Here is a 26,515-nt window from a genome sequence, read left to right on the forward strand (position 1 = left end):
TGTCCTGAGCCTCGACTTCTGCAATGGGGGGGACCGGCTTCGCCCGCCGGTATCAGGCCGGGATCGCCTCGATGATCGAGATCGGCGCGGTGGTGGGGACGGCCCTGGTGACCTTGAAGCCGGCCTTGGCGAACAGCTCGGTGTACTGGGCGAGCGTGCGGTCCTGGGCGCCGAGCATGAGCATCAGCCAGAGGTCGATGGTGTGGCCGAGGTGGTGCTCGTTGTTCTCGGGCAGCACGTACTCGATGACGAGCAGCTTGCCGTCGGGGCCGATCGCCTCGCGCGCGTTGCGCAGCGCGGTCACGGCGTCTTCCTCGGAGAAGTCGTGGATGATGTGCTTGAAGACGTAGGCGTCGGCGCCCGACGGCAGCTTGTCGAGGGGGCCGCCGTGCTCGATCGTGAGCCGGTCCGCGACGCCGGCCGCCTCGAAGAGCGCCGGCGAGTCCGCGGTCGCGACCTCGGAGTCGAACAGCACGCCCTTGGTGTCCGGCGCCTGCTGGAGGATGCCCGCGAGCAGGCTGCCGCGGCCCGCGATGACGTCCACCACGGTGCCGAACCGGGAGAAGTCGTAGGCGGCCAGGATCGGGTCGGTCTCCGACTCCGAGAGCTCGCCGAACGCGCGGAAGAAGACGCCCATGTATTCGGGGGTCGCCTGGAAGAAGTCCAGCGCGCCCATGCCGCGCAGCTTGGGCAGGTTGGGCTCGCCGGTCTCCACGGTGGTGAACAGGTGGCCCCACTCCTCCCACAGCAGCGGGTGGCTCATCAGCAGGGCGAATCCGCGCATCGAGTCCGGGGCGTCGTCACGGAGCTTGTCGGAAAGCGGCGTCTGCTCGAACCGGCCGTCAGGACGGACCGCGAACAGGCCGTGGCCGCCGAGCGCGCGCAGGATCCGGTGGGTCGCCTTGGCGTCGGCTCCGACGCGCTTGGCGATGTCCTCGACGGGCAGCGGTCCGTCGGCGAGCACGTCCGCAATACCGAGCTTGGCCGCTACGGAAATCGCCTGGGTGACCACGGCCCCCTGAATGAGATCGAGCAGCGAGTACGAGAGCGACTGGTCGCGGACCTCGGACGATTCGGGCATGGCTTTCCTTCCAGAGCGCCTTATTCGTGGATTCCAGACACTAGGTCGACGCTTCTCGGACCCGCAACTCCCGGCCTTTATTGAATTTTTCCCCGAACGTTCAACCGGAGAATTTGGGCGGTTGAACGGGGGTACCTCTACCGGCGCTCGACCGGTAATCCGGCCTTCTTTGTCAGCTTGTTCCGACCCTACATACACCCGGAGAAGGAGCAGGCGGAATGGCGGACAACGAGCAGCAGGTGGCGCTGATCACCGGTGGGACGAGCGGAATCGGCCTGGCCATCGCCGAGAACCTCGCGGGCCAGGGGCTCAGGGTCTTCCTCTGCGCGCGGAACCCCGAGACCGTCCAGGAGACGGTCGACAAGCTCCGGGCGGCCGGCCACGAGGCCGACGGCCTGGCCGCCGACGTCCGGAAGCCCGACGACGTCGCCCGCCTCGTCGACACGGTCGTGGAGCGGTACGGACGGGTCGACATCCTCGTCAACAACGCCGGGCGCAGCGGCGGCGGCGCGACCGCGGAGATCGAGGACGAGCTCTGGTACGACGTGATCGACACCAACCTGAACAGCGTCTTCCTGATGACGCGCGCGGTGCTCAAGGCGGGGAACCCCGTCGAGCGCGGCTGGGGCCGGATCATCAACATCGCCTCGACCGGCGGCAAGCAGGGCGTCGTCCTCGGCGCCCCCTACTCGGCGTCCAAGCACGGTGTCATCGGCTTCACCAAGGCGCTGGGGCTCGAGCTCGCGAAGACGGGCGTCACGGTCAACGCCGTCTGCCCCGGCTACGTGGAGACCCCGATGGCGCAGCGGGTGCGGCAGGGTTACGCCGCCCACTTCGAGACGACCGAGGAGGCGATCCTCGAGCGCTTCGAGGCGAAGATCCCGCTCGGCCGCTACTCCACCCCCGAGGAGGTGGCCGGCCTCGTCTCCTACCTGGTCTCCGACGCGGCGGCGCCCGTGACCGCGCAGGCGATCAACGTCTGCGGCGGCCTCGGAAACTACTGATCCCCGACCGCAGACCCCAACAAGGAGGCCGACGTTGCCGCACGACACCCCGACCCCGGTGGATTTCTGGTTCGACCCGACCTGTCCCTGGGCGTGGCTGACCTCCCGCTGGATCCTCGAGATCGCGCGGCAGCGGCCCCTCGAACTGCGCTGGCACATCATGAGCCTGACCGTGCTCAACGAGGGGCGCGCCGACCTGCCCGAGCGCTGGCACCGGAACCTGGCGCTGCGCATGGAGCCGGTACGGGTCTGCGCCGCCGCCGAGCGCGCGTACGGGTCCGAGGTGCTGGGCCGGCTGTACGCCGAACTCGGCACCCGGTTCCACCTGGAGAAGGCGCCCAAGGAACGAGCCACGTACGAGGCGGCCCTGGCCGCCTCGGGCCTCGACCCCGCCCTGGCCGACGCGGCCGGGTCCGACGCGTTCGACGCCGCGGTGCGCGCTTCGCACCACGACGGCATCGGCCGCGTCGGCACCGATGTGGGCACCCCTGTCATCGCGGTGGGGGACGTGGCGTTCTTCGGCCCCGTGGTGACGCCGACCCCGCGCGGCGAGGCCGCGGTGAAGCTGTGGGACGGTGTCCTCGCCGTGGCCGCGACCGACGGGTTCTTCGAACTCAAGCGCACCCGCACCCGCGATCCGATCTTCATGTGACCGCCACCGGTCAGCGTCGGGACGCCACCAGGGGGGCGGTCCAGTTGTCGCGCAGCCAGCTCTCCAGGGAGACGAGGTCCGGCCTGATCCGGCGCAGTTCGGGCAGGTCGGCGTGGTAGCCGTCGCGCTCGAACCAGTCGAACATGTTGGCGAGGTCTTCGCGGGCCGCGCGCAGCGGCTCGATGGGCAGCTGCCGGAAGCGGGTCGGGACTCCGGACACGGCCTCGAACGCAGCGGCCATCTGCGGTCCGGTCAGGTCGTCACCGGCGATCTCGACCACCCGGCCGAGCCAGGCGTCCCGGTTCTCGAAGGCGTCCGCGGCGAACTTGCCGATGTCGCTCGGCGCGATGAGCTGCACCGACGTCTCCGGGTCCAGCCACATGGACAGAACGAGCTCGCCCTCCACCGCGCGCGGGGCTATGTCGAGGAGGATGTCGTGGAACGCGACCGGCCGCAGCACCGTCGTCGGCAGATCGAGCGTCCGCAGGTACTGCTCGATCTTCAGCTTGCTCTCGAAGTGCGGGACCCGGGTGTCGCGGTCCGCGCCCCCGACCGAGCTGTAGACGAAGTGCCGCACTCCGGCGCGGACCGCGGCGTCGGCCACCGCCCTGCCCTGGCGCTCCTCCGCCTCGACCCCGCCGGGGCCCCGGAACGTCTGGACGCTGAACACCCCGTGGACGTCCTTCATCGCCGCCGACAGCGACGCCTCGTCGTCCAGGTCGCCGCGGACCAGGATTGCGCCCGCCTCCCCGAGCGCCCGCGCCTCCTCCTTGCCCGGGTCGCGGACCAGGGCGTGCACGGTCCGTCCGCGCCGCAGCAGTTCGCGGGCCACCGCCCCGCCCTGCCGGCCGGTACCGCCCAGCACCAGGATCGTTCCCTCAACCGTCACTGTCTCTCTCCATGTCTGTTGTCCGCCGGGTCCCCGCCCGGCGCGACGATCGGTTGTGATGGCCGCGAACGGCCTCGCTCCTCCGGGGGATCAGACCGCCGACATCACCTTCAGCTGCAGCAGCGAGTTGACGAAGTCGACGAGTTCCCGGGCGGTGTTCATCAGGCCGACCTCGTCCTCGGAGAGCTCGACGCCGAAGTCCCGCTCGATCCTGCTGTGCGTCTCGAGCAGCGCGAGGGAGTCGTACCCCAGCTCGTCGAAGGGACGGTCGGGCGCCTGCTCGAGCGGCAGCGCGTCCTCGGCCTCGCCAGCGCACTGGTGCAGGATGGTCTGGAGGTCGCTGATCGTGATCTGGAGCACAGCCATTCCTCTTCTCTGTTGATGCCGTTCCGCGCTACCACGGAACGGTTCCGTCGTCCGCCAGGCACTCGCCTGACGGGCCGGCCTCGTCCAGCAGGGCGAGCCGGACCGCGATCACCGCTCCTTCGGCCGGTGTCCGGTGACCGCGGTGGTGGTTGATGTCCGTAGCCACCACTCCGGGGAGGGCGGCGTTGACCTTGATCGGGGTCCCGCGCAGTTCTTTCGCGTACGCGACCGTGACCGCGTTCAGCGCGGTCTTCGAGGACTGGTAGGCGATCATGTCGAGGCCCGCCAGCGGGGACCCCGGGTTCGAGTTCAGGGTCAGCGAGCCCACGTGGCTGGACAGGTTGACGACACGGCCGGCCGGGGAGCGGCGCAGCAGCGGCAGCAGTGCGTGGGTCACGGTGACCACGCCGAAGACGTTGGTCTCGTAGACCTCCCGCAGGTCGGCGGCGGTCGCCTCGCTCGACGCCCCGGTGAAACCGCCTGCGACGCCGGCGTTGTTCACCAGGATGTCCAGGCGTCCGTACCGCCGGTCGATCTCGTCGGCGGCCTCGGCCACGGAGGCCGGGTCCGTCACGTCGAGCCGGAGCGGCACCGCGGTGATGCCGTCGCCGGCCAGCGCGTCGGCGGCCTGCTTGCCGAGCACCTCGTCCCGCGCGCCGACGAGGACGACGACGCCCTGCTCACCGAGCTGGCGCGCAATGGCGAATCCGATGCCCTTGTTGGCGCCCGTGATGAGCGCGATCTTCTCGACCGGCACGTCTTTTCCCTTCGTGAGGGGCGTTCTGCTTCAGGCGCCCCGTGAATTTCTCATGCCCGCAGATTAGTAAGAGGTGAAAGCCGGGGGCACCTCCTACATTGCCATTCGGGCCCGGCGTTCAAGCGTTCAATTCCGTGTTCAAGTACATGGATTCCGCGGTTGAACGCTCCACCGGTGCGCGCATTCGACTCATTGCGGTCGAACATGGCGCTGGGTAGCTTCACAACGGCCAACCATTGCCACAGCGCAGAAGGCCTGAATATGAAAACAACTGACGTCATAGTGGTCGGCGCGGGGCCTGTCGGCCTGATGCTGGCCGGGGAACTCCGCCTGGGCGGAGTGGACGTGGTCGTCTACGACAAGCTGCCCGCCCCGAGCGGGGAGTCGCGCGCCCTCGGCTTCAACCGGCGGGCCGCCGAATCCCTCGGCCAGCGCGGGCTGCTCCCCCGGCTGGGCGAGTTCCGCTGGGGCCCGATGGGGCACTTCGGCGGAGTCCGCTTCGACCTCGGCATGCTCGACGAGGACCACAGCGGAGTGCTCGGCCTGTCCCAGGCCAGGACCGAGGAGGCGCTGAGCGGCTGGCTGGCGGAACTCGGCGTCCCGGTGCGGCGCGGCCACGAGGTGACCGCACTGCGCGAGACCCCCGAGGGCGTCGTGGTCTCCTTCGCCGGCCCGGACGGCCCCGGCGAGGAGAACGCCGCCTACGTGGTCGGCTGCGACGGCGCGGGAAGCACCGTCCGCGCGCTGGCCGGTATCGCGGCACCCGGCTGGGAGGCCACCCGGGGCATGTACACCGCGGAGATCACCGGCGTCGCCCTGCGCCCCCGGCCCATCGGCGAGCGCCTTCCCGGCGGCAGCATGGTGGTGTGCACGCCGCTGGGCGAGGGCCGCTTCCGCGTCGTCATCCACGACCTGGCGCTGCCCGCCCGCCCGGACCCGAAGTCGCTGACGTTCGCGCAGGTCGCCGACGCGTGGCAGCGGCTCACCGGCGAGTCCATCCACCACGCCGAGCCCCAGTGGCTGTGGGCCTGCGGCAACTCCGCCGCGCTGGCCGAGGAGTACCGGCGCGGCCGGGTGCTCCTGGCGGGCGACGCCGCGCACGAGATCCCGCCGCTGGCCGCCTGGGGGCTCAGCGCCGGACTGCAGGACGCCGCGAACCTCGGCTGGAAGCTGGCGGCGACGGTCAAGGGATGGGCGCCCGAGGGGCTGTTGGACACCTACCACGCCGAACGCCACCCGGTAGGCCGGGAGTTGATCCGCAATGCGCGCGCGGCAGGGAAGATCTACCTCGGCGAGGACACCATGAACCCGGTCCGCGAGGTCATGGGCGAGCTGCTGTCCCACAAGGGAGCGGCGGAACAGGTCGCCGGGATCGTGAGCGGCCTCGGCATCCGTTACGGCCTGGGCAAGGGCGACCACCCGCTTCTCGGCCTGCGCATGCCGCCCGACCGCGAACTCACCCTTCCCGACGGCACCCCCACCCGCATCGCCGATCTGCTGCACTCCGGGCGCGGCCTGCTCGTCACCACGGACGACACGACGGACGGCGCCTCCCGACAGCTCACGCAGGCTCTCGCCGACCGCGTCGACACCGTCACCGGCACCTGGACCACCGACCACGGCCCGGGCCAGGGCCCCGCACTCGACGCCGTCCTCATCCGCCCCGACGGCTACGTCGCCTGGACCTCCCCCGGCAGCACCGACGACCTCACCGAGGCCCTCCACCGCTGGTTCGGCACGACGCGCGTCCCGCAGCCCGCCGACCGGTGACCGCGACCGGCGGCATCGACGGAACCCCCAGCAGAAGAGGAGCGTACGCATGGCCAGGGATGTAATCGTCGTCGGCGCGGGCCCGGTCGGGCTGATGACCGCAGGCGAACTCAAACTCCGCGGCGTGGACGTCGTGATCTACGAAAGGCTCCCCGCCCCGCCCAGGGAGTCGCGCGGCGCGAGTTTCACCAAACGCACCGCCGAGTGTTTCGACCAGCGGGGCCTGCTCGGCCGGCTCGGCGGGACCGAGCCCGCCGACAGCCACTTCGGCGGGGTGCGGATCGACCTCGGCATGCTGGCGGAGGACCACCACGGGCACCGGGGCGTCTCCCAGTTCCGCACCGAGCGGATGCTGGAGGGCTGGGTGACCGAGCTCGGCGTGCCGATCCTGCGCGGCTACGAGGTGACCGGCTTCCACGAGACCGACGAGGGCATCGGGATGGCCGTCGACGGCCCCGACGGCCACCAGGAGGAAACGGCCCGCTACCTGATCGGCTGCGACGGCGGGCGCAGTTCCGTCCGCAAGCTGGCCGGAATCGGCTTCCCCGGAACCGACGGCCGGCGCGGCTTCCTCACCGCCGACGTCACCGGGATCGACACCCGCAAGCGGCGCATCGGAGAGGACCTGCCGGGCGGCAGCATGGTCATGGCGATGGACCTGGAGAACGGCGTCACCCGGGTCGTGGTCCACGAGGCCGGGACGCCGCCGCGCGATCGCGACTCCCTCACCTTCACCCACCTCGCCGACGCCTGGCAGCGGCTCACCGGCGAGTCCATCCACCACGGGACGTGCCGCTGGATCAGCTGCTTCACCGACGCCTCGCGGGCCGCCGCCGCGTACCGGCGCGGCCGGGTGTTCCTGGCGGGCGACGCCGCGCACGTGCAGCCCCCGGCCATGGCCCAGGGCCTGAGCGTGGGGGTCCAGGACGCGGTGAACCTCGGCTGGAAGCTGGCGGCGACGGTCAAGGGCTGGGCACCCGAGGGACTCCTCGACACGTACCACGCCGAACGCCATCCCATCGGGGAGCAGTTGGCGCGCAACGCCCGCGCGGCGATCGAACTGCGGCTCACCGGGGAGGACATGGACCCGGTCCGCGACATCATGGCCGAACTGGTCTCCCACGAGGACGCCGCCGGGCACCTGGCCGGCATGCTGAGCAACCTCGGCGTGCGCTACGACCTGGGCAAGGGCGACCACCCGCTGCTCGGCCTGCGCATGCCGCCCGACCGCGAACTCACCCTCCCCGACGGCACCCGCACCCGCATCGCCGATCTGCTGCACTCCGGGCGCGGCCTGCTCGTCACCACGGACGGCACGCGGGACACCACGGGCGCCACCACGGGCGGGGCCGCCCGGGACCTCGCCGACCGCGTCGACACCGTCACCGGCACCTGGACCACCGACCACGGCCCGGGCCAGGGCCCCGCACTCGACGCCGTCCTCATCCGCCCCGACGGCTACGTCGCCTGGACCTCCCCCGGCAGCACCGACGACCTCACCGAGGCCCTCCACCGCTGGTTCGGCACCCCCGCCGTCTAAGGCGGGTCTTTCCGAAAGACCCGCCCTGAGGCCGAGGGTCCAGCCGCCCTCGACCGGGGTTCGGGGGCCCCCGGCCAGACTGCCAAAACCTGTCCCAGGGCCGTCCGTCGGCGCCGGGACGGATCTACGACACCGTAACCATGAAGGAGCTGGTGGAATGGCTGGGAGCGAACGGGATCAGGCGGGCGGGAAGCCCCATGTGGTCATCGTCGGGGGTGGCATCGCGGGACTGTCGGCGGCGTTCTATCTGCGCAACGAGCCGGTCCGGGTGACGCTCCTGGAGGGGTCGTCGCGGATCGGCGGGAAGCTGTCGGTCTCCGAGGTGGCGGGCGTCGCGGTCGACGAGGGCGCCGAGTCGCTGTACGCCAACCGCCGCAAGACCACCGGCCTGATCAAGGAAGCCGGGCTCGGCGACCGGATCATGTCGGCCGGTGTCACCGCGTCGGCGATCTGGACCGGGAACGGGATCCGGCAGCAGCCCGACCGCCAGTTCATGGGCGTGCCCTGCGACATGGACGACCTCGCCCGGTCCGGCGTGCTGTCCGCCGCCGGCCTCGACCGCGCGCGGCAGGATCTCGCACTGCCCTCGTTCGACCGGGACGGCGACGTCTCGGTCGCGTCGTACGTCGGGGGGCGGCTCGGCCAGGAGGTCGTGGACCGCCTCGTCGACCCGTTCCTCGCCGGTGTGTTCTCCGGCCGTGCGGAGGACCTGTCGTTCGAGGCCACGCTGACCCCGCTGGCCGTGGCGGCCCGCAGTCACGTCTCGCTCGCGGACGCGGCGGGCTCGCTGACGCCGCAGCTCGCGGAGGGGGAGAAGCCGCCGCCGGTGAGCGTCGCCACCCTTGAGGGCGGGTTCGGTTCGCTGCCCCCCGCGCTCGTACGGGACGTGCTGACCGCCGCGCCGGACGCGACGCTTCGCACCGGGGCGGCCGTCAGGGAGCTGGCGCGGACCGCGGACGGCTGGCGGCTGACGCTCGGCCCGGTCACCGACCCGGAGTACATCGAGGCGGACGCGGTCATCGTCGCGGTTCCGGCCGGCCCCGCGAGCCGCCTGCTCGCCGGGGTGCCCGGGACCGGCTCCGCCGTCTCGGCGCTCGCCGAGGTCCCGTACGCGAGCGTGGCGACGATCACGCTCGCCTACCCCCGCGCGGCGTTCCCCGGCGGGCTCTCCGGCCGGGGGTACGCCGCCTACCGGGTGCCCGCGGTGGAGGGGAAGCTGGTCAAGGAGGTCACCTTCACGACGGTGAAGTGGCCGCACCTGGCGGGCGAGGTGGAGATCGTCCGCTGCTCGCTCGGGCGGTTCGGCGAGGAGCACCTGCTGCAGCGCGACGACGCCGACCTCGTGGCGGTGGCGGCGGCCGAGCTCGCCGCGGCCACCGGCGTGACCGGCGTTCCGGTGGCGACCCGGGTGAGCCGCTGGGACGACGCCCTGCCGCAGTACACCGTCGGCCACCTGGACCGGGTGAAGCGGATCCGTGAGTCGGTGGCGACGCAGCCCGGACTCGCGGTGTGCGGCGCCCTGTACGACGGCGTGGGCGTCGGCGTCTGCATGACCACCGCGCGCAAGGCCGCCGACCAGGTCCTCACCTGGCTGAAGAAGGAAGCCGCAGCCCGTTCGGTCGCGGTCGGAGTCTGAGGAAGGCCGCCCGGAACGCATCCGTTCCGGGCACAGAAAGTGGCCGTGCCCGAGGATCGGGCACGGCCACTTCTCGTTTCCCCTCGTGCGGTCAGCGGTCCAGGATCGCCGCGAAGACCTCCGCCAGGATCTGCTCCGGGTCCTCGCCGGCGCCCGTGCTGCGCCAGGCCACGTGGTGATCGGGGCGCACCAGGATCGCGCCGGCGCCGGTGATCTGCCGGACGGCCTCCCACCCGCCGTCCACGTCGGCGTACTCGGCGCCTTCGCCGATGCGGGCCGTGACGAGCGGGACCGAGAACTTCTCGGCCACCAGCGCGGCCGCCTCGCACCACGGCGTCCCCTCGGGGCCGGTGATCAGCGCGAAGCCGGTCGTCCCGGTGAGGTCGAGCGTGGACAGCCTCCGGCCGTCCCGGGTGATCCAGGCGTGCGGGAGCCGGTGCCCGGGGCGGGACGTCGGCTGGTGCACGTTCCGCATGGGGACGCGGACCGGCCGCTCGGTGCCGTCGGGGACGAGCGCACCCTCCTCGTAGCCGAAGCCGACCTCCATGTCGAGCGACTGGCATCCGCCACGGTGGGTGTGGAAGATCTCCAGTGCGCGCGCCCGCACGGTGTCGCCGAGCGGAGACGGGTCGAAGTACGCCTCCAGCCGCTGCCCGCGGCGCCCCGCCGGTATGTTGTGGCCCGCTCCGATGGCGTCGATGACCACCTGGTGGTGGCCGGCGGCGGACACCGCCCAGTCGACGTTCTCCCGGCCCACGGGCCGGCGTTCGGCCTCGTAGGTGTCGATCAGGCTGTCGGGCGCGCCGCCGCCCAGGACCGCGGCCAGCTTCCACGCGAGGTTGTGCGCGTCCTGGATGCCGGTGTTGAGGCCGAGTCCGACGGCGGGCGGCTGGCGGTGCGCGGCGTCACCGGCGATCAGCACCCGGCCGACCCGGTAGCGGTCGGCGAGGTGCGCGTGCACGATCCAGTCCGTCACCTTGTGGACGGTCACCTCCAGGTCCGGCAGGCGCAGGAGTTCGCGGATCCGGGGGATGACCGTCTCCGCGTCCCAGCGGCCGGGCGGGCCGGGGGCGAAGTGCAGGCCCCACTGCTCGCAGGCCTTGCCCCAACTCGGCCCCATCTCGATGAGGTTGCTGGAGAGGTCGGGGTCCTCCGGGCTGAGGAAGTGCGTGATGAGCGTGCCCTCCTCCCACCACTGCGACAGGTCGGCGGAGAAGTACGCGGTCGTGGTGTTGACCAGCCCGGGCGGGCCCTGCATCTCGATGCCGACCGCGGGTCCGACGAACCGGCCGCCGTCCGCGCCGATGAGGTACTGCGCCCTGACCGTGGTGATCTCGCCGGTCTCGACGTTGCGCAGCTCGGCGAGGACGTGGTCGCCCTCGTCGGAGAAGGTGGTCAGCTCGTGGTGGAAGAGGATCCGCCCTGGATTGCGCTGTTCCGCGTGGCGGCGCAGGATCGGCTCCAGCCACATCTGGGGCAGCTTGGCGGGCAAGACGGGCCCGACCGCCGCGTAGCTCTCCTCCAGCTCACCGCCGCCGAAGGCGTCCATCTCATGGATCAGGCGCCGGTCCATCGGACCGTCGCCCGCGAGCGTGGTCTGCCAGCGCACCTTGCCGAACATCTCCAGGGGCGCCGCCTCCGCGAGGACGTCCTCGGCGATTCCGTGCTGCCGGAAGATCTCCATCGTGCGCTGGTTGAGATAATGCGCCTTCGGAATCCTCGACGTGTCCGGGTGCCGTTCCACCAGCAGATGATCGACGCCCTGGTCGGACAGGAAAACGGAGGCGGACAGACCGCATCCGCCACCGCCCACGATCAGGACCGGAACCTCGATTGCTTCCATATTCGCCCTTCCAGAAATTGACGGATGCCTTGCCTTCGCAGCCTGGCAAGGCCCTCTTCAGCTCTGGTCAAGAACGACTGGACTCGGCCTGCGCCGACCACTCCCGCCGAGGGGGACGGCCGGCGCACGCGCCGGCGCCGGGCGCCGCAGGTCAGCCGAGCCAGACGCCGTCGCGCATGAGGCCGCGGCCGGCCAGCTCGTTGGCCTCCCGCCAGGCCTGCGTCCGCTGTGGCCGGATCCGGAAGTACTGGTAGGGGTCGGCGAGTTCGCGCGGGTCGAACCCGGTCTTGGCCGCGAAGGCGTCGGCGGCCTCCGCGCCGAGCTCGGCGACGTCCACCGGCTCCGCGACACCGTCGACGATCACGACGTCGCGGGTCGGGCCGAGGCCGAGGCGCACGCGGCCGTCCGCCAGCAGGTTGCGGCCGGTGACCGAGGCGCGCGGCGTCGAGATGAGGAACGCGGTCCCGTCCCAGAGGTACGAGAGCGGGATGAGGTGGACTCCGCCCGAAGCCCCCGACGTCGCGACCCAGAGGTCGACGTCGTTCTCGAGCCTCGCGCGTGTGTCCTTCAGCCTCTCCTCCAGCCCACGCGGTGCGTCCGTCATGCTTCCTCCATCGGTGTCATGGAGATTCCCCGTCCGGGAGGTCTCCGTCGGTTGTCGGCCCGGCCGCGGGCACCGTGGCCGCCACGGCCGCCACGGCCGCCAGCGCCCCCACGGCCTCGCGCACACCGATCATGTCGTGTGCCCGGTGCACGACGAAGCGCACGTACCCGTTCGGAAGCGGCAGGACGCGAACGCCGTGGGCGGCGAGCCGCTCGGCGCACGCGTCCGGGGCCAGCCCGGGCAGCCGCGCCATGACGATGTTGGTCGGCCGCGGGGGGCGCATCAGTACGACGCCGGGCACCGTTGCCAGCCCGGCGGCGAGCGCGGCGGCGATCTCGTGGTCGGCGGCCAGGTCGGGCAGACGTCCGAGCGCGACCAGTGCGGGCGCCGCGACGACGCCCGCCTGGTGCAGGGAGCCGCCCAGCCAGGTCCTCAGCTCGCGGGCGCGGGCGACGTACGCGCGCGACCCGCACAACAGCCCGCCGACGGGCGCGCCGAGCCCCTTGGAGACCGAGAAGGCGATGCTGTCCGCGGGCCGGGCCAGCCGCGCGGGCGGGACCCCGAGCGCCACGGCCGCGTTCGCGAGCCGGGCGCCGTCGAGGTGGAAGTGCGCGCCGTACCGGTGGGCCAGCGCGGCCACGGCCTCCGTCGCCGCGGCGTCGAGGGCGTTGCCGGAGCGCATCATGCTCGTGTTCTCCAGGCACACCACGGTCGGCGCGCCCGCTCCGGCGCGGAGCAGGGCGTTCAGAAGGCCCAGGTCGGGCAGGCCGTCGGGGCGCTGCTCGACGGGCAGCAGCTCGACCCCGCCGAAGCGGCGCAGGCCGTCCGATTCGAGGAACGCCATGTGGGTGTCGGCGCCCGCGATCAGCCGCGGCGCGGGCGACCCCGGCGAACCCAGTGGCCCCGGCGACCCCGGCGACCCGGACGCGGCGAGCGGCACGAGCAGGTTCGCCATCGTGCTGGTGGGCGTGAGCAGCGCGGCCTCGGTGCCGAGCAGATCGGCCACCGTCTCCTCCAGGAGGGCGACCGTGGGGTCGTCGCCGTACACGTCGTCCCCGACCTCCGCCGCGGCCGTCGCCGCGCGCATCCGCGCGTCCGGCACGGTGCGGGTGTCGCTGCGGAAGTCGAGCCGTGGGGAACCGGACTGCGGCATCGCGGCCTACCGCCCCGGCCGGTGGGCCACCCAGACCGCGCGGGGCCTCGTGTAGCCCTCCACCGCGTGGATGCCCAGCTCACGGCCGTATCCGGACTGGCCGAGACCCGAGACGCTGACCGTCTCCTCGGTGTCGCCCCAGGTGTTGACCCACACCATGCCGGCGCGCAGGGCCCTGCCGAAGCGCTCGGCCCGGTCGGCGTCCGAGGTCCAGACGGAGGCCGACAGGCCGTACGCGGTGTCGTGCGCGAGGGCCAGCGCCTCGGCGTCGGTGTCGAACGCCGCAACGGACAGCACCGGGGCGAAGAGCTCCTCGCGCCAGGCACGGCCGTCGGCCGGCGCGCCGTCCACGATGACCGGGTTGACGTAGAACCCGCCGTCGAGATCGTGCCGGACCCCCGAGCAGCCGGGCGGCAGGATCACCTTCGCGCCCCCGGCCGCCGCCTCCTCGACCACGTCGGCCGCACGTTCGGCGGCCGTCCGGCTGATCAGCGGGCCGAGATCGGTGGCGGGGTCCTGCGGCGGGCCGACCCGCAGGGCGGCGGCCAGCTCGGCCACGCGGCCGACGAACGCGTCGTGCACGGCCCGGTCGACGACCAGACGCGTCCCGGCCACGCACATCTGGCCGGTGTTGCCGGTGAAGCCCGTGACGACGGCCTGGGCGGCCGCGTCGAGGTCGGCGTCGCGGAAGACCACGACGGGGCTCTTGCCGCCCAGCTCCAGGGAGACGGGCCGCAGGCCGTCCGCGCAGCGTCGCGCGACCTCGCGTCCCGCCGCCGTCGAGCCGGTGAAGGAGACCATGCCGACGGCCGGGTGGTCGCACAGCACCCGGCCGGTCTCGGCGCCGCCGTACACGGCGGTGAGCACACCCCCGGGCAGCACACCGGCGGCGCGGTCGACGAAGCGCCGGGTCGAGAACGGCGTCTCGGGCGCCGGCTTGACGACGACCGTGTTGCCGTACGCGAGCGCCGCGGCGATCTTCCAGACGGCCAGCAGGAGCGGGTAGTTGTTCGGGGCGATCGCCGCGCACACCCCGACCGGGACGCGGTCGGTGTAGGTCCGCATGCCGGGGGCGCTCGGGTGGGTCTCCCCCACCGGGTAGCGGGCCGCCGCCGCGAACCAGTCGACCACCGTGGCCGCGAAGTCCACCTCGCCGAGGGCGCGTGCCGTGGGCTTGCCCGCGCCCTGCCGCTCCAGTGCCGCGAGCTCGTCGCGGTCGTCGCGCAGCAGGTTCCCGAGCTCGCGCAGGAGACCGGAACGGTGGGCCGGGGAGGTGTCGGCCCACACCCCGCGGAAGGCGGCGTCCGCCCGGGCCACGGCGTCGGCGACGCCGGGCGCGCCGGTGTCGGGCAGACGGGTGACGGCCCGGCCGGTGGCGGGGTCGAGGATCGGCCGGCCCGTCGCGGTCATCCCAGCACCCCGGCGTTGCCGGCGAGCCGCAGCGCGGCGTCGATCTCGGCGACCAGGCCGAGGAACGCCTCCCGCCCCATGCCCGTCCCCGCGCTGCCGAGCAGCCTGAGGTCGTACCCGCCTGGGTGCTGCCACCAGGCGTCGCAGGCCCCGTACTCGGCGTCGACGTAGCCCAGGTGCACCGGGCGGCCGCCGAGGTCGCGGACCTCTGCGGCGGCGGGGTGTTTGTCCCGCGCCGGCGGGAACGCGAGGCGCCCGCCGCCGGTGCGCTGCGCCGTGAGGCGCAGCTCGCCGCCGGACGCCGAGGTGTAGACGACGTCCAGCTCGCGGACGCCCGCCCCGTCGCCGAACGTCGCGGCGCTGTCCGCTCGGAATCCGCCGGCCGTCACCGGCACTCCCTGCCCGGTGAGGAAGGAGGTGACGTCCCGGGCCGGGACCCAGTCGCCCTCGTGCTCCCGCCCGCGCCGGTGGAAGGAGAAGACGCCGGTGGGCACCGACACCATGTCGGCCGCGTGCCGGGCCCAGTAGCTCAGCTCGGAGAACGGCGTGGCCGGCACCCTCGCCACGGCCTCCGGCACGGCCGGCCGCAGCGCGGCGAACAGCGCGACGATCTCGTCGTCGGAGAACTCCCCTTCCAGGACGGAGAGTTCGACCGTGGTCCGCGCCATCCGGGCGCTGCCCGCCTGGTGGCCCAGGTAGTCCGTCCCGAGCCAGGCCACCCGGCCCTCGCCGATCTCGAACGGCCGGGTCTCGCTGCCCCACAGGCACGGGTGGTCCGCGGCGGGGAAGGCCCAGTCGTACAGGAACTGCTTGAGGCGCAGCCGCCGTCCGCCGCCGGAGATCTCGGTGCGGTAGCCGGACGGGTTGGCGTCGCTCCACGGGCTGCGGCCCTCGGCGTCGACGCGTCCGGGGGGCGCCTCGCGGCGGATGGTGCCGACGCTGGTGTCACAGCCCTCGGGCAGTGCGGAGGGCCGCCACACCACGAAGTTGCACCCGTCCTGGGCCGCCTCCTCCGTGATCACCGGGGGGACCGGGTCAAGATCGGCCGCGCTGTCCAGGATCTGCCAGCGCCATTGCGGGACGGAACTGCTCACCATGACTCCTCGGGTCGGTTCTGAACTCCGCGAGGTGGTCGAGCCAGGCGGAGGTGGAGGCCAGGAACATCCATTCGCCGACGCCGAGTTCGGCGCGGAGCCCGGCCGGGACGGGCGGCAGCCCGAAGGGGGTGCCCATGCCGTCGGCGAGTTCGGTCAGCCGGCGGACGTAACCGGGGTCGGCGGGGCTGGGGAAGCCCTGCTTGCGGCGCAGCCGCACCGATTCGGGCAGCAGCTCGCCGAGCGCGGACTTGAGGAGCCCCTTGTGCGTGCCGGGCTTGTTGGTGTCCTTCAGGTGCTCGGGGCAGCGGAAGGCCAGCTCGGACAGGGTGACGTCCTGGAAGACGGGCCGGTCCTCCAGGGTGAAGGTCGCCGAGGTGACGTCGACCATGTCGTTGACGTACACGAGGAAGCGCCGCATGAGGTGGTGCCGGCCGCGCTTGAGCGGGGACGCGGTCTTGATCGCCCGGTACTCGTCCATGGTGCGGGCCCAGATCCGGTCGGTGACCTCGGTCATGTCGACGTCGAGTTCATGGGCCATCCAGCTGACGAGCTGGGCCCAGACCGGCCGTTCATCGGCGTGCAGCCGGTGGGTGAGGTAGTGACGGCCGTGGATGTAGGTGGGGGCGAGGGGGTCGACGACGGGGAAGTAGCGGCCGTCCTGGTAGCCCCAGAGTTCGTCGGCGCCGTGCCCGGAGTAGACGACCACGTTCCCGTCGGCGGCGATGGTGCCGTACAGGTGGTGCATGGCGAGTTCGGCGCCGTGCAGGAGCGGCCGCATCAGCCGGGTGGGCAGGACCGGGACGAGTCCGGCGGCCGTGCTCTGGTCGAGGTCGCAGACGGTCAGCGGGACGCCGAGGCGTCGGGCGACCTCGGTCGCGTAGGTGACGTCGTCGCCGGAGCCGCCGATGCCGTCCTGGTAGCGCAGGACGTAGCCGTCGACGGGGGTGCCGTTCGCGGTGAGTGCGGCGACGATCGCGGTGCTGTCGACGCCGCCGCTGAGGACCGCGGCCCGGGGCACGTCGGAGACGGACCGCTGCTCGATCGCGCGGTCGAAGGCGGCCCTGATCTCGTCGGCCTCGATGGGCTCGTCGACGGAGGTCGGCTTCCAGTAGCGGTGGGCGCGCAGGTGCGGCCGGTCGATGATCAGGTACTCGGCGGGCTGGAGGGACCTCACCCCCGCCAGCCAGGTGTGGTCGTCGGCGGCGTCCATCCGGATCCAGGAGCGCAGCACGAACTCCTCGGGCTCCACCTCGGCGGTGATCAGCCCGGTGCGGAGCAGGACGCCCTGTTCGGAGGCGAAGATCAGGCCGCCGTCGACGTGGGCGTAGAACAGCGGCTTGACGCCGAAGTGGTCGCGGGCGAGGACGACCCGGCCGGTGGTGGTGTCGTGCCAGGCGAGCGCGAACATCCCGTCGAGGGGCCGCAGCGCGGGGCCCGGCTCGTCCTCGCGGCAGATCTGCTGGAGGACGAACTCGGTGTCGCAGGTGCTGCGGCGCGGCCAGAGGGGCGGCGCGGGCGACCGGGAGCCGTAGACCTCGCCGTTGTGGACCAGGACGATCCGGCCGGTGGGGTCGGTCATGGGCTGGTCGCCCGCGTGGGAGCGGTCGCGGATCGCCAGGCGGGTGGCGCAGAGCATGACGGTGCCGCAGTCGGAGACGTACGGGGCGCAGGAGCCCTCGCCGCGGTGGGCCATGGCCTTCGTCATGGTGCGGCCCAGGGCGTCCAGCCAGGCGGGGTCGCGCCGCCCGTCGAGGCTGATGAAGCCCGCTATACCGCACACGTGCCGACCGTCCTTTCCGACCAGACGAGGCGGAGTTCCGCCAGGGCGTCGGTGAAGACGTGCTCGATGCCGTGGTGGCCGCCCTCGTGCTCCCGGTAGTGGTGGGGCACGCCGTGGGCGTCGAGGGCGGCGTGCAGGGCGCGGGCGCCCCAGTGCATGCCGTACTCGTCGCGCTGCCCGACGCTGAGGTGGAGGTGGTCGAGGCGGCCGAGCGCGCCCGCGTGGTCGTCCAGCATCCGCACGGGGTCGTGGGTGAGCCAGCGCTGCCACACCTCGTCACGGAAGACGCCGGTCTCCGGGTCGCAGGGCAGCGCGTCGGACGGGCTGGTCCAGGGCTCGTCGGCGTAGCACATGCCCATCGCGATGATGCTCATGGCGACCATGAACGGCACGTCGAGCGGGCCGGTGGAGCGGCGGGCGAGCAGGGCGTCCATGCCGCCGGCGGCCCTGATGGTGTCCAGGGTGCGCGGGACGAGCGGCAGATAGCTGTGCTCGAACCCGGCGTCGGGCGAGCAGGCGATCACCGAACCGAACAGGTCGGAGGTCATGCCGGCGACGAGCGCGCCGTAGCCGCCGCTGGACTTGCCGCCGACGGCGCGCCAGCGCGGCTCGGGCCGGGTGGCGAACCGCCGGTCGACCTCGGCGACGACTTCGGCGAGGTAGCCGGCGTAGCGGCCGGAGGAGGCGGAGTCGATGTACTGGGACCCGCCGTACGCGGTGGTGCCGTCCGGCACGACGAGCAGGGCGGGCGGCACCCGGCCGGCCGTCATGGCCTCGCGGAGACGGTCGGCGACGGAGGCGCCGAAGGCGAGGGCCCGGCCGGACAGGCTGGGGTGGGCGCCGAAGCCGGGCAGCCAGTAGACGACGGGGAACGGGCGCACGCCGTCGTAGCCCGGCGGCAGGTGCACCTCGACCCGGCGGTGGTGCGGGTCGCCGAGCGGGTTGTCGCGCAGACAGGCGCTCTCGTGCTCGAACAGGACGGTTTCGGGGGCCTCGCTCATGCGCGGCTCGCCTCCCGGAGCTCCCGCTCGACGTGGCGGGTGTAGAAGGACGGGTGGTGGAAGACGGCGGAGAGCAGGACGCCGTCGCTGGCCCAGAGGCCGAAGGAGCTGCCGAAGAGGAGGTCGGCGCCGAGCAGGGCCTCCAGGGTGCTCGCCGCCATCTCGGTCCAGCCCTCGGCGCCGGTGACGTGGTCGCGGGCGGGGCCCGCGCCGAGTGCGGTCACCCGGCCGGCGACCGGGTCGAGGAGGTAGGAGGTCTCGTCGCCCGTGTCCTCGTACAGCGAGACGACGTGCCGTCCGGCGCCGTCGTCGAGCGCCCGGTACCAGTAGTCCGTGGCGACGAGCAGGTCGAGGAGTTCGCGGAGCAGCTCTTCGGCGGGCCGGTTCTGTTTGCCGTACCGGTCGAGGGAGGCGTCGAAGGGCGGCACGGGGGTGTCGGGGTCGAGCCGCACCGCGGCGTAGACCTCGTCGAAGTCGTACGCGTCGGGCGCGACCGGCCCGTCGACCAGGGCGGCCTTGCCGCCGGCCACGGAGAGGACCTGGCCGGGGCCCCAGAGCAGCCCGTCGCGACCCCGCTCGGCCAGGCGCTCCAAGGCCTCGGCCGGAGTGAAGGGGAACATGGTGCGGTTGCACCAGTCGTAGTCGCGCTCGGTGTCGCCGCTGACGCGCCAGCCGAAGGAGGAGGGCACCGTCAGGCGGGCGGGGAGGCAGTCCACGTACCGGTCGAAGTTGGCGACGGCGCGGGCCCGCACGCCCTCCGGGTCGGTGAGCGGGCGTCGTTCGGTCAGCACACCGGGCGGCGAGATGCTGTGCGTGGGCACCAGCACGACGTCGAGCTCCGGCGCGTCCTCACGCCGGAAGGCCTCCACGGTCGCCTCGTGCAGGAGCGCGTCGCCGCAGACCATGACGGCCGCGTCGGGGGTCTCCACCAGCACGCTCATCTCGGGGAAGGAGACGGCGGACGGGAAGGTCCGCAGGGTGGCCCCGCCCAGGGTGACGGTGTCACCGGGCCTCACCGGGTGCAGCCGCTCGAAGCCGAAGCGGCGCAGCGTCCAGGAGATCGTCTGGTGGCCGAGGCCGGAGGCGGTCAGCATCGGCGGGACGGGGCCCGCCGGGTAGACGCAGGTGACGCCGCTGCTCTGGCGCGGACTGTCGTCGAAGTCGACGTCGGCGCCGTCCACCAGCCGGCCGAGCGAAGGGAAGTGGTGGTGGTCGAAGTGGTGGTGGCTGAGGACCACGTAGTCGACGCCCTCGTCGAGGACCTGGCGGACCAGGTCGTCGTCGAGCGGCGGATGGTGCTCCCAGAAACGGTCCAGGCGCTGGGTCAGCCACGGGTCGAAGAGGATCCTCTCCTGGCCGGTCTCGACGAGGACGGCGGCGTGGCCGAGGGAGGTGAGGCGCATCAGTTGCCCGCCTCGTACACGCAGCGGAAGCCGACCTCCATGTGCCGGTCGGTGATCAGGTCCTTGCCCCGGTAGAACGTGGTCAGGCAGGCCGGCGGGGAGGTCCAGGTGCCGCCGCGGAGCACGTGGAAGGCTTCCTTGCGGTTCATGAAGTCCAGCGGGTGGCGTCCCTTGAAGAAGGGATCCATGTCCTCGCCGGTGTAGAAGTTGGTCCGGGTCAGCTCCCAGACGTTCCCCGACATCTGCAGCACGCCGTACGGGCTGGCACCCTGCGGGAGGGCGTCCGCGGGCAGCACCGGATGGGCCGGGTTCTCTCCCTGCTCGATGGTGACCAGCAGCGCTTCGAGGGAGTCGAGGTCGGCCACGGCCTCGCCGAACGACCGCTCCACGTAGTTGACGCGGTCGGGGTCCCACTCTTCGCCCCACGGGTAGCGGCGGCCGTCCACGCCGCGCGCGGCCTTCTCCCACTGGGCCTCGCCGGGCAGCGAGCCGCCGGCCCACTTCGCGAAGGCGTGGGCGTCGTACCAGTCGACTCCGACGACCGGCAGTCCGGGTGCGTTGAAGCGCGGGTCGTGCCAGTGCGCGGGGCGGTGCGACCGCTCCAGCGGCTGGTCCGGGTGGTCGAACTCGCCGGAGTCGCCGACCTCCTCCAGAAACTCCCGGTAGCGCGCGTTGGTCACGGTGGTCCGGTCGATGAGGAAGGCGGGCACGTCCTCGGCGCGCAGGGTGGTGTCGTCCTGCGCCATGCGGAAGGCGTCGGGCTCCTCGTTCGCGCCGATGATCGCCGGACCGCCCGGCACCAGGACCACGTCGTCGTTACGCCGGGGCCGCTTGCGGGCGGCCTCGATCCTGGACCGCATCTCCGTGAAGTACTCGTCCTCGAGACGGCGGAGTTCGGCGGGGTCGCGGGTGCCGAAGACGGCGATGAGGGCGCGCTTGGTCAGCGCCGCGCCGCAGCCCACGGGCTTGCGGGCCCAGTCGGGCCGGGTGAAGTTGCTGGGCCAGCCGGAGATCCGGATGAGGTCCGGGACCGCGGCGGCGATCCGGTACTCCGTGATGACCTTGAGCGCGGTGAAGGCGACCCAGTCGACCGTGTCGTGCGTCGCGGCGGCCACGGCGGCGTCGGCGGCGGGGGCGCCCGCGTGATGCTTCGCCAGCAGCCGCACCGCGCCCGCGCGCACCGGCCACTCCGGATGGGTGACCACGAGGCTCTCCAGCAACGGCACGCCGTCGGCGGCCCTGCCCTTCTCCTCCGCCAGGGCGACGACACGCTCCACCGACGCCCAGTAGCGGTCGTCGGCGGAGTAGTCGATCACCAGCATGTCGGCGGGAATGTCGATGACTTGTGAAACGCGATGACCTACCATCTCAACCTCTCTCAGGACGACGAGCCGCCCGTACGGAATTCGATTCCGTACGGGCGGCGCATTTCGCTGATCAGCGGATTACCACTTGCTGGTCTCCTGCTGCGCGTCACGGGTCTCGATAAAGTCACGGTCGCTCATAATTCACTCCCCTCTTCGTGTCGTTCCCCTGGGGCCGATTGACCTCATGGCCCGGAAGCATAGGCACCGGACGGAAGTCGGGACAACGGCCTGAGCCGCGAACGAAGAGAAAGAGCATTCTGCGATATGTGCGGGTAGGTTCGCGGCGATCCGACGTAAGGAAAGGGACAGAAGAATGGTTGACACCGATTCCCGTGACCTGCGGGAGAACGGGTTCGTACGGCTCCCCGGGCTCGCGAGCGGCGACGCGCTCGCCCGGCTCCGGAGCGCGGTGGGCCGGCTGCAGGAGCTCACGCGCGACCGCACGGTCTCGACCGGGGACTTCGTGCTGGAGGCGCCCGGCATCGGCGGATGGGCGGCCTGGCAGCAGGGCGCCGGCGCCCTCACGGGGGTGCTCCGGTCGGCCGACCGCATCCACGTGCACGTCCCCGAATTCGACGCCGTGCAGCGGGAGCTGGGCCTGGCCGACGCTCTGGTGGCCCGGGTCGCCGGCGGGCCGGGCGAGCTGGTCAACGCCTTCCTGTGGGCCAAGCCGCCCGTGGTGGGCTCGGCGAAGCCCTGGCATCAGGACATGGCCTTCGCGCCGCCCGGCTTCGCGGCGCGGCGGCACGGCATCGTGACGATATGGATCGCGCTCGAACCGGCCACCGAGCGCAACGGCTGCCTCGAGTTCTTCCCCGGCTCGCACCTGCTCGGGCTGCTGCCGCACACCGGGGACCGCGAGCGTCTGCCGGGTGAGGCGCCGCTGGAGGGGGCGGTGGAACCGCACGTCGCGGACGCGTACCTGCCGCGCACGGCCGAACCGGTCGCCATGCCCCTCGAAGCCGGTTCGGCCGTCCTGTTCGACGGTCTGGTGCTGCACCGCTCTGCGCCCAACACGACGGCGGCCGAGCCGCGCACCGCCGTCAGCTTCGTCTACAAGGTGCCGCAGCCCGCCTGGGCGCGGCGGGAGCCGGCCGCCGCATGCCCGTGACGTTCGACTGCGGTGGTTCCGCGGTCGAACGGCGCGGGGCGGCCGGCCCGGCCGTTCAGGCGCGGGCCCCGGGGTCGAGGACGTAGAACGCGGCGCCGTCGAGGTGGCGGATCGTGTTCAGGTCGCGCTGCACGACCTCGTCGAGGTCGTGCAGCAGCGTCACGATGACCGGGTAGGTGAGGTCGTCGACCGTCCGGTGGATCTCCTGGCCGGGTTTCACCGGGGTCGCCAGGGCGTGGAAGCTCTCCAGCTCCTGGATCTCCTCGATGCCGCGGTACTCGCTGAGGACGCCTTCCACCGGCGAGACCATGCCGGCGATCGCGCTGTAGCGCCGCACCTCGTAGGGGATCGCGGCCCGGGCGTGGAACCGCTCGGGCCGCAGGCAGGCGTCGACCGTCCACTCCAGTTGCGACTCGCCGATGCCGAGGCCGGCGCCGGCCGGGATGCCGCCGCCGGCGATCCGGGCGCCGACCTCCACCAGGCACGGACCGGTCGGGGTCATCCGGATCTCCAGGTGCGCCGGCCCGTGCCGGATGCCGAGGGCGTCCAGGACCCGGAAGCCGTACTCCGTGAGGGGCGCGACGACCCGGCTCCCCGAGTCGATCAGCGAGAGGGCGTCGCAGAGGTCGACGACGCCGTTCGCGCTGACGCGGCTGGTCCGCCAGACGTCGCACACGTGGTGGCGGCCGTCCCGGCTGACGGTGTTCACCATGTATTCGGTGCCCGGCAGGTACTCCTGCGCCACGGCCCCGTTGTTGGGCTGGGAGAAGACGTCGTCGGCGTCGGCGAGGGACAGGAAGGCGGCGACCGACTCCTGCGGGGTCTCGCAGAAGGAGACTCCCTGGCTTCCCGCGCTGCGCGGGGGTTTCACGACGACGCGCCCGCCGAGCTCGCGGTGCCAGGCGGCGAGTTCACCGGCGTCGGTGGCCCGCAGCTGGCGGGCCGCACGGAGCCCGGCGGCGCGCACGGTCTCGACCATCAGGTGCTTGTCGCGCCGTGCGGCGCTGAGGGCGGTTCCGTTGCCGGGCAGACCGAGTCGCTCCGCGAGCAGGTCCGCGAGCTCCACCCCGGCCTCGCCCCCCGAGATCACCGCGAGCGGCGCGAAGGCCGCCACCGCCGCGACCGTGGCGGCCAGGTCTCCGTCGTGGACGATGTCGGCGACGAAGTCGTCGGGAACGAAAGGAGCCGACCGGTAGACGAACGGCACGTCGGGCGTGCTCTGCACGCGGACGACGGAGCACCCTTGCTCCCGGAATTCCAGAACGAGTGAACGGACTGCGGCATAGGCATCGACCATCACGATGCACGGGTTACCCTCAATGGCTGCTGTCATATGTTCAACGATAGACAGACTTTCCCCTCGCCGAAATCTGTTCAGCTCTGCCATCCTCCAGCCCTTGGAGGGGTACCTGATGACACGTTTTCCTGCCGATTTCCGCTCGCCGCATTTCACTCCCGTATTGCTGTTCGTCAACACCTGCGGGAGTTTCCTGCTTCTCGTGAGCCTGTCCACGCACGTCGGGTCGGTCACCGGATCCGGTCTGCTCGCCGGAGCCGTGCTGAGCGCGCCGTGGCTGCCCGCGCTGCTGCTGGCCGGGCCGCTCAACCGGCTGCTCAGCCGGCGCGCCCCGGAGCGGCTCGTCCGGCTGGCCGAGGCGGCGAGCCTGCTGCTGACCGCGGCCGCCCTCGTGGCGCCGGGCCGCGCGCTGCTGGCGACCGCCACCGCCCTCGTCCTCGCCCGCGGGTTCTTCGAGACGGTCACCCGCTCGGCCACCTCGGTCGTCCTGCGCGGCGCCGTCCCGCCACAGCGGCTGGACCGGGCCAACACGGTGGCCGAGATAGGCAAGTTGACCGGGCTCAGCGTCGGCGCAGCGCTGGCCGGGCCAGCCGCTGCGGTGCTGCCGCTCCGGGGGCTGATCGCGGTGAACGTGGCGACGCTGGCGCTCTCCGCGCTCCTCGCCTGGGCGCTGCCGTCTCGGTGCGAAGAGGCTCCCGAGAGTGCCCGGGACGCTGCGGGTTCCGCAAGCGGCGCCCGGCTGCGCGTCGAGGACCCGGAGCTGCGCCGGCTGTTCGCCCGTTTCCTGCTGGTGGCGTTCTGGCAGGGCTTCCACACCGTGGCCGTCACCGTGATCCCGCTCCACGTGCTGGACGGCGGGACCCGCCTGGTGGGCATGTTCGTCGCGATCTCGGCGGTCGCCGTCTTCGCCGGCTCGCTCGCCGCCCTGCCCGCCCAGCAGTTCCTCGGCCGCGTCCCCTCGTCCGTATGGGCCGTGCTCCCCATGCCGCCGCTGCTGGCGGCGGTCCTGGTCGGCCGCACCGCCGCGACGCTCGTGCTGTACGCGCTCTTCCTCGTCCTCTTCGAGATTGCCTACGTCCACTACAACAACCGGCTGCTGGCCGCGGCTTCCGCCGAGGAGCTCCCGTCGGTGGTGACGCTGCGGGCCACGCTGCTTCCCTCGGGTGTGGCGGTGTCCATCCTGGTCATGGGGGCCCTCTGCGACCTGGCGGGCCCGCTGCCCGCGGTTCTCGTGGTCGCCGCCGTCACCTTCACGGTCACCGCCGCGACGGGCGAGACCAAGCAAACCTGGAGAAGATCCGCAGCCGACGCGTGAGCATGATGGCAGGGGCTCGGAAAGCGTGGCGTCGCCCGTGAACTCCCCACCCCTGAAGCGAAGGAAGTCCGCCGTGCGGGTTCTCATTGTGCCGTTTCCCTTTAAGACGCATCTGTTCAATCTGATTCCGTTGGCGTGGTCCCTCCAGACGGCCGGGCACGAGGTGCGCGTGGCCGGATGGCCGGACCTGCTCGACGACGTCACCGGGGCCGGGCTGACGGGCATCGGTGTGGGCCCCGGCGAAAGCGCGGAAGTGCGACGGCAGCGGGACCAGCAGGCCCAGCGCAGGAAGGGGCCCGCGCCCGACGCCGGAAGCTCTCCGCAGGGGGGCCTGGGCCCGCTGTTCGACGTACGGCCGGATCGCGAGCGGCTGAACTGGGAGCAGGCCACCTGGGTCTTCGACAGCCTGGTGCTTCCGCAGGCGCGGCGGTCCAACGACTCGATGATGGAGGACCTGGTCGGCTTCGCCCGGACGTGGAAGCCCGATCTCGTGCTGTGGGGCGCGAAGGCGTTCGCCGGCGCGGTGGCCGCCGCCGCCGTGGGGGCGGCGCACGCCCGGGTGCTGTACTCGGTCGACGTCTACACCCGCATGCGGGAGGACTATCTGCACGCCAAGGCCCTGCAGCCGCCGGAGGAACGCGTCGACGGACTGCGCGACTGGCTGACGGGCTGGGCCGGAAAGTACGGCGTCGAATACTCCGAGGACCTGGTGAACGGGCAGTTCACGATCGACCCGCTGCCGGAGGCGTTCCGTCCCGACGCCCGGCCGACCACGCTTCCCATGCAGTTCGTCCCCTACAACGGGCCGACCGTCATGCCGGCGTGGCTCGCCGAGCCCCCGCGGGCGCCGCGCGTCCTGATGACGTTCGGTGACGCGGTGAACGACGGGCCGGTGCGCCAACTGCTGCCCGTCGAACGCGTCCAGGAGATCCTCGACTCGGTGGGCGACCTGGAGATGGAGCTCGTCCTGACCCTCCCGCGGGACTCACAGCAGAAGCTGCGCGACGTACCGGCCAACACCCGCCTCGTGGAGTCCGTGCCCCTCGCCGACGTCCTGCCGACCTGCGCGGCCATGGTGCACCACGGCGGGACCTGGTCGTTCGGCTGCGCCCTGCGCTACGGCGTCCCCCAGTTGCTGGTCAGCCGGGCGTTCGACGTTCCGCTCAAGCTCCAGTGCCTCGACCGAACGGGCGCGGGGCTCTCGATGAAGCCCGCCGACGTGGACGGGCCCTCGGTCCGCGCCGCGATCGTCCGTCTGCTGGAGGACGGGACCATCCGGGCGAACGCCCAGCGGCTCCGTCAGGAGGTGCTCGCCATGCCCGCCCCCAACGAACTGGCCCGCACGCTCGAAGTGCTGGTCGTCGCCCACCGGGCCGGCGCGGCCGCCGCCACGCGCTGAGCCGCAGGGAGCGGGCCCCGCATGCTGCTCATGCGGGGCC

General features: G+C 72.4%; 22 protein-coding genes. 8 read left to right on the forward strand and 14 right to left on the reverse strand.

Annotated features, from left to right (window positions below):
* Positions 1-52: 52 nt before the first annotated feature.
* Complete coding sequence (locus ACWGIF_RS27125) at positions 53-1,081, reverse strand: methyltransferase (protein ID WP_453501320.1); 1,029 nt, start codon at positions 1,079-1,081, stop codon at positions 53-55.
* 218 nt (positions 1,082-1,299) lie between these two features.
* Between ACWGIF_RS27125 and fabG the strand changes: the two genes are divergently transcribed.
* Complete coding sequence (gene fabG / locus ACWGIF_RS27130) at positions 1,300-2,085, forward strand: 3-oxoacyl-ACP reductase FabG (RefSeq protein WP_453501322.1); 786 nt, start codon at positions 1,300-1,302, stop codon at positions 2,083-2,085.
* 34 nt (positions 2,086-2,119) lie between these two features.
* Positions 2,120-2,737 carry a mycothiol-dependent nitroreductase Rv2466c family protein gene (locus ACWGIF_RS27135; RefSeq protein WP_453501323.1) on the forward strand — a complete coding sequence of 206 codons (618 nt, stop codon included), beginning with the start codon at positions 2,120-2,122 and terminating at the stop codon, positions 2,735-2,737.
* 10 nt (positions 2,738-2,747) lie between these two features.
* On the opposite strand, the gene ACWGIF_RS27140 is transcribed toward ACWGIF_RS27135, so the two are convergent.
* From ACWGIF_RS27140 to ACWGIF_RS27150, 3 genes are all read right to left on the reverse strand, one after another.
* A complete protein-coding gene (locus tag ACWGIF_RS27140) occupies positions 2,748-3,626 on the reverse strand; it encodes an NmrA/HSCARG family protein (RefSeq protein ID WP_453501324.1) in 879 nt (292 codons plus the stop codon).
* A gap of 90 nt (positions 3,627-3,716) precedes the next feature.
* Positions 3,717-3,986: an acyl carrier protein gene (locus ACWGIF_RS27145; RefSeq protein WP_453501325.1), complete on the reverse strand. Its 270-nt coding sequence runs from the start codon at positions 3,984-3,986 to the stop codon at positions 3,717-3,719.
* Between the two features lie 34 nt (positions 3,987-4,020).
* Positions 4,021-4,749, reverse strand: a complete 729-nt coding sequence (locus ACWGIF_RS27150; RefSeq protein WP_453501327.1) for an SDR family oxidoreductase — start codon at positions 4,747-4,749, stop codon at positions 4,021-4,023.
* Between the two features lie 261 nt (positions 4,750-5,010).
* On the opposite strand from ACWGIF_RS27150, the gene ACWGIF_RS27155 reads away from it, so the two are divergent.
* The 3 genes from ACWGIF_RS27155 to hemG all read left to right on the forward strand — a co-directional run bounded on the left by ACWGIF_RS27155 (position 5,011) and on the right by hemG (position 9,695).
* Positions 5,011-6,519, forward strand: coding sequence for an FAD-dependent monooxygenase (locus ACWGIF_RS27155; RefSeq protein WP_453501329.1), 1,509 nt, complete (start codon positions 5,011-5,013; stop codon positions 6,517-6,519).
* Positions 6,520-6,568: 49 nt separating this feature from the next.
* Entirely contained in the window at positions 6,569-8,059 is a 1,491-nt protein-coding gene (locus ACWGIF_RS27160; RefSeq protein WP_453501331.1) for an FAD-dependent monooxygenase, read from the forward strand.
* Between the two features lie 157 nt (positions 8,060-8,216).
* Entirely contained in the window at positions 8,217-9,695 is a 1,479-nt protein-coding gene (gene hemG / locus ACWGIF_RS27165; RefSeq protein WP_453501332.1) for a protoporphyrinogen oxidase, read from the forward strand.
* A gap of 91 nt (positions 9,696-9,786) precedes the next feature.
* Here hemG and ACWGIF_RS27170 read toward each other — a convergent pair whose 3' ends face one another.
* The 9 genes from ACWGIF_RS27170 to ACWGIF_RS27210 form a co-directional block, all read right to left on the reverse strand.
* Positions 9,787-11,538: an FAD-dependent monooxygenase gene (locus tag ACWGIF_RS27170; protein WP_453501334.1), complete on the reverse strand. Its 1,752-nt coding sequence runs from the start codon at positions 11,536-11,538 to the stop codon at positions 9,787-9,789.
* A 151-nt stretch (positions 11,539-11,689) separates the two neighbouring features.
* Positions 11,690-12,142 carry a pyridoxamine 5'-phosphate oxidase family protein gene (locus tag ACWGIF_RS27175; RefSeq protein WP_453501335.1) on the reverse strand — a complete coding sequence of 151 codons (453 nt, stop codon included), beginning with the start codon at positions 12,140-12,142 and terminating at the stop codon, positions 11,690-11,692.
* Between the two features lie 16 nt (positions 12,143-12,158).
* Positions 12,159-13,295, reverse strand: a complete 1,137-nt coding sequence (locus ACWGIF_RS27180) for a threonine aldolase family protein (protein ID WP_453501337.1) — start codon at positions 13,293-13,295, stop codon at positions 12,159-12,161.
* 6 nt (positions 13,296-13,301) lie between these two features.
* The gene (locus ACWGIF_RS27185; protein WP_453501338.1) at positions 13,302-14,705 is read right to left on the reverse strand and encodes an aldehyde dehydrogenase family protein; all 1,404 of its coding nucleotides are present in this window, start codon (positions 14,703-14,705) and stop codon (positions 13,302-13,304) included.
* Complete coding sequence (locus ACWGIF_RS27190) at positions 14,702-15,802, reverse strand: hypothetical protein (RefSeq protein WP_453501340.1); 1,101 nt, start codon at positions 15,800-15,802, stop codon at positions 14,702-14,704. The genes ACWGIF_RS27185 and ACWGIF_RS27190 overlap by 4 nt, the downstream gene beginning before the upstream one ends.
* A complete protein-coding gene (locus ACWGIF_RS27195; protein WP_453501342.1) occupies positions 15,741-17,582 on the reverse strand; it encodes an asparagine synthetase B family protein in 1,842 nt (613 codons plus the stop codon). The genes ACWGIF_RS27190 and ACWGIF_RS27195 overlap by 62 nt, the downstream gene beginning before the upstream one ends.
* Positions 17,570-18,583, reverse strand: a complete 1,014-nt coding sequence (locus ACWGIF_RS27200; protein WP_453501343.1) for an alpha/beta hydrolase-fold protein — start codon at positions 18,581-18,583, stop codon at positions 17,570-17,572. Before ACWGIF_RS27200 ends, ACWGIF_RS27195 begins: the two co-directional genes overlap by 13 nt.
* Positions 18,580-19,986, reverse strand: a complete 1,407-nt coding sequence (locus ACWGIF_RS27205; RefSeq protein WP_453501345.1) for an MBL fold metallo-hydrolase — start codon at positions 19,984-19,986, stop codon at positions 18,580-18,582. The genes ACWGIF_RS27200 and ACWGIF_RS27205 overlap by 4 nt, the downstream gene beginning before the upstream one ends.
* On the reverse strand, positions 19,986-21,353 hold the full coding sequence (locus tag ACWGIF_RS27210; protein WP_453501346.1) for a formylglycine-generating enzyme family protein: 1,368 nt from the start codon (positions 21,351-21,353) through the stop codon (positions 19,986-19,988). The genes ACWGIF_RS27205 and ACWGIF_RS27210 overlap by 1 nt, the downstream gene beginning before the upstream one ends.
* Positions 21,354-21,666: 313 nt before the next feature.
* Here ACWGIF_RS27210 and ACWGIF_RS27215 point away from each other — a divergent pair, with 313 nt between their 5' ends.
* Positions 21,667-22,464 (forward strand): phytanoyl-CoA dioxygenase family protein, encoded by a 798-nt coding sequence (locus ACWGIF_RS27215; protein WP_453501348.1) that lies wholly within the window; start codon positions 21,667-21,669, stop codon positions 22,462-22,464.
* Positions 22,465-22,519: 55 nt separating this feature from the next.
* Here ACWGIF_RS27215 and ACWGIF_RS27220 read toward each other — a convergent pair whose 3' ends face one another.
* Positions 22,520-23,797: an ATP-grasp domain-containing protein gene (locus tag ACWGIF_RS27220; protein ID WP_453501350.1), complete on the reverse strand. Its 1,278-nt coding sequence runs from the start codon at positions 23,795-23,797 to the stop codon at positions 22,520-22,522.
* 79 nt (positions 23,798-23,876) lie between these two features.
* On the opposite strand from ACWGIF_RS27220, the gene ACWGIF_RS27225 reads away from it, so the two are divergent.
* Both ACWGIF_RS27225 and ACWGIF_RS27230 read left to right on the forward strand, forming a co-directional pair.
* Entirely contained in the window at positions 23,877-25,076 is a 1,200-nt protein-coding gene (locus tag ACWGIF_RS27225; protein WP_453501351.1) for an MFS transporter, read from the forward strand.
* A gap of 130 nt (positions 25,077-25,206) precedes the next feature.
* On the forward strand, positions 25,207-26,475 hold the full coding sequence (locus ACWGIF_RS27230; protein ID WP_453501353.1) for a nucleotide disphospho-sugar-binding domain-containing protein: 1,269 nt from the start codon (positions 25,207-25,209) through the stop codon (positions 26,473-26,475).
* Positions 26,476-26,515: the final 40 nt, after the last annotated feature.

Source organism: Streptomyces sp. NPDC054849, from assembly GCF_053610945.1.